The sequence below is a fragment of the Caulobacter sp. genome, from assembly GCF_035254145.1.
Lineage (GTDB): Bacteria > Pseudomonadota > Alphaproteobacteria > Caulobacterales > Caulobacteraceae > Caulobacter.
In genome coordinates this window covers 1-3,282 of record NZ_DATFAV010000317.1, presented here as the reverse complement: position 1 = coordinate 3,282, position 3,282 = coordinate 1, and the positions used below count along the sequence as shown (strand labels likewise).

At 69.3% G+C, this 3,282-nt stretch carries 3 protein-coding genes; 1 reads left to right on the top strand and 2 read right to left on the bottom strand.

The features are described 5' to 3' along the window. Together VJ655_RS18930 and VJ655_RS18925 are read right to left on the bottom strand one after the other, a co-directional pair. The coding region (locus VJ655_RS18930; protein ID WP_324113778.1) for a methylmalonyl-CoA mutase family protein at positions 1-546 on the bottom strand (546 nt) is incomplete at its 3' end. A 3-nt stretch (positions 547-549) separates the two neighbouring features. Continuing rightward, complete coding sequence (locus tag VJ655_RS18925; protein ID WP_324113779.1) at positions 550-1,941, bottom strand: methylmalonyl-CoA mutase family protein; 1,392 nt, start codon at positions 1,939-1,941, stop codon at positions 550-552. Between the two features lie 232 nt (positions 1,942-2,173). Between VJ655_RS18925 and VJ655_RS18920 the strand changes: the two genes are divergently transcribed. After that, positions 2,174-3,181 (top strand): nitronate monooxygenase family protein, encoded by a 1,008-nt coding sequence (locus VJ655_RS18920; protein ID WP_324113776.1) that lies wholly within the window; start codon positions 2,174-2,176, stop codon positions 3,179-3,181. The last annotated feature ends 101 nt before the right edge of the window (positions 3,182-3,282 follow it).

Sequence of the window (3,282 nt, the reverse complement as noted above, 5' to 3'; positions counted from 1 at the left end):
CCCCGAGAGCTTGTCGGGGCTGACGCCCTGCTCCTCGGCCGCGACGATGTAGAGCGCCAGGATCGGCAGCACCGCGCCGTTCATGGTCATCGACACGCTCATCTTGTCGAGCGGGATGCCCGAGAACAGCGTGCGCATGTCCAGGATCGAGTCGATGGCCACGCCGGCCATGCCGACATCGCCCTTCACCCGCTCGTGGTCGCTGTCATAGCCGCGGTGGGTGGCCAGGTCGAAGGCCACCGACAGGCCCATCTGACCAGCCGCCAGGTTCCGGCGATAGAAGGCGTTGGAGTCTTCCGCCGTCGAGAAGCCCGCGTACTGCCGAACCGTCCACGGATTGGTCACGTACATGGTCGGGTAGGGGCCGCGCACATAGGGCGCGACGCCCGGATAGCCGCCCAGGAAATCCAGGCCCTCGATGTCGCTGGCGTCGAAGGCCGGGGCGACGTCGACGCCCTCCGGCGTGCTCCAGGCCTTGCCTTCCGGCGCGGCGCCAGGGGCGATTTCGGCGAAGTCGATCGTGGTGAAGTCGGGGAACTTGGTCATGGCTCAGGCTCCCTCGAAGGCGGCGGCGAAGCGGATGGGGGTCAGCGGCGGGCACTTGCCGTCCGGCCCGGGCAGGCGAACGTCCGGCGCGGCGACCGCGAAGGCCGAGGCGTCGGGCGTCTCGACCTCCGGCGGCTTGTCGTCGGCGTTGGGGAAGACGGTCACGCCCAGGATCTTGCGGGACTTGTCGGCGAAGGCGGCTTCCTGCGCGGCGCGGGTCTTGGCGACGGCCTCGGCGATCTGGCCGCTCTCCAGCGCCTTGACGATCCCGCCGGCCGCCTCGATGGCCTGGAAGCCGCTCCAGGCGGCGCGGGCCAGCTGGTCGGTCAGGCTATCGAGATACCAGGCTCCGCCGGCCGGGTCCGCGACGCGGCCCAGGTGGCTCTCTTCCATCAACACCAGCTGGGTGTTGCGCGCCTGGCGGCGGGCGAAGGCGGTGGGCAGGCCGATGGCGTCGGTGAAGGCGTCCAGCACGATGGCGTCGGCCCCGCCGACCGCGCCGGCGAACCCGGCCGAGGTCAGGCGCAGAAGGTTCGTCCAGGCGTCGGCCTTGGCCAGCATCCGTCGCGACGAGCGGGCCTCGATCCGGGCCGGCACGGAGACGCCGCAGGCCTGCGTGAGACGAGCCCACATCGCCTTGGCGGCGCGGATCTTGGCGACGCCGGTAAAGTATTCGCCGTCCAGGCTGACGCCCAGCACGATGCGGCCGAAGGCCTCTTCGGTGGAAAGGCCCGAACGCGTCAGGGCCTTGGCGTAGGCGAGGGCGGCGGCGGTCATGGCCGCCAGCTCCTCGGTGTTGGAGCCGCCGGCCTCGTGGACGGCGCGGCCGGTGGCCAGGAACAGGCTGGCCTTGGCATAGGTCCCGGCCAGGCGCGCCGCGACGGTCGCCGCGTTGAAGATGTGGGCCTCCACCGGACCGGGACTGGCGCCGGCCTGGATGAAGGCGGTCAGGGGATCAAGGTGGAAGGCCAGCGGCGCGTTCGGCGCGGCCTTGGCCAGCGCGCCCAGCCAATCGGCGGCCTTCGGGCCGAGGAAGCCGGCGTCCAGAGCCACGGGCGCCAGGTCCAGCATCACGCCGGATAGAGCCTTGGCCAGTTCGTCGGCCGAGCCGATCGCGACGCCGTTGGCGCCGGTGGGATCGATCTGCAGCAGCACCGAGGCCGCGCCGTTCTCGAGGTCGGTCAGCAGATCCTTGGCGACGCGGGCCGCATCGGGATGGGCGGCGCGGACGCGAAGGTCCCAGGGACGCTCGGGATCGCGGAGCCGCAGGTCGCGGGCCACGGCGACGCCATCCTTGGCGACATACAGGGGCTGGATCGTCAGACCGTCGGGCGTCTTGGCGGTCAAAGCCTCGTCGAAGCTCTGTCCCTTCAGGGTCTTTTCGACCAGGGACATCCAACGGGCGCGCGTGGCGTCGTCGCCCTGCGCGCCAAAATCCTCTGCCAGGGGCGTGGTCGCCTCGGTCAAAGCGTCTCTCTCCTGCACTGCAGCATTTTTTATTTTCGACCCTGATGCGCCCCTGCCGCTAGGGCCGTCAAGCCTTGCGCGGCTGCTAAACGAGCGTTTAAGCTGAACGACGATCACATATTCGGCGCTCAAGCCGATCTCCAAAGGGGAACTCTAGCCCATGGCCCTGCCGCCGATCCTGCGCGACCGCCTGCGCCTTCCGGTCATCGCCTCGCCGCTGTTCATCATCAGCAACCCGGACCTGGTGATCGCCCAGTGCAAGGCCGGCATCGTCGGCTCGTTCCCCTCGCTGAACGCGCGCCCCATCTCGCAGCTGGACGAATGGCTGGCCCGCATCACCGAGGAATTGGCGGCCTACGACCGGGCCCACCCGGACGCGCCCTCGGCCCCGTTCGCCGTCAACCAGATCGTCCACAAGACCAACAACCGGCTCGAGGAGGACATCGAGCTGTGCGTCAAATACAAGGTCCCGGTGGTCATCACCTCGCTGGGCGCCCGCGAGGACCTGAACCAGGCGATCCATTCGTACGGCGGCATCACCCTGCATGACGTGATCACCGACCGCTTCGCCCGCAAGGCGATCGAGAAGGGCGCCGACGGCCTGATCCCGGTCGCCGCCGGGGCCGGCGGCCACGCCGGCACGCTGTCGCCGTTCGCCCTGATCCAGGAAATCCGCCAATGGTTCGATGGCCCGGTGGCGCTGTCGGGCTCGATCGCCTGCGGCCGCTCGATCCTGGCCGCCCAGGCCATGGGCGCGGACCTGGCCTATATCGGCTCGGCCTTCATCGCGACCGAGGAAGCCAACGCGGTGGAAGGCTACAAGCGGGCCATTGTCGAAGGCCAGGCCGACGGCATCGTCTATTCCAACCTGTTCACCGGCGTGCATGGCAACTACCTGCGCTCGTCGATCGTCGCGGCGGGTCTTGATCCCGACAACCTGCCGCAAAGCGATCCGTCCAAGATGAGCTTCGGCTCCGGCGGCAATCAGGAGGCCAAGGCCTGGCGCGACATCTGGGGCTCGGGGCAGGGCATCGGCGCCATCAAGGAGGTGCTGCCCGCCGCCGAACTCATCGCGCGTTTCGCCGCCGAGTACGAGCAAGCCAAGGCCGAACTGGCGGCGAAGACGGCGCTTACCGCTGGAAATCACTTGGCTTTCGCCGCCGAGTAGACGGGCGTTCGACGGGGGCGAAGGCTGCTTCGTCCCCGGCCTCGGCGGCGGCGTGATGCTGGGAGCGTCTTCCATCGCTCCCGGAGCTTCTCATGTTCGAC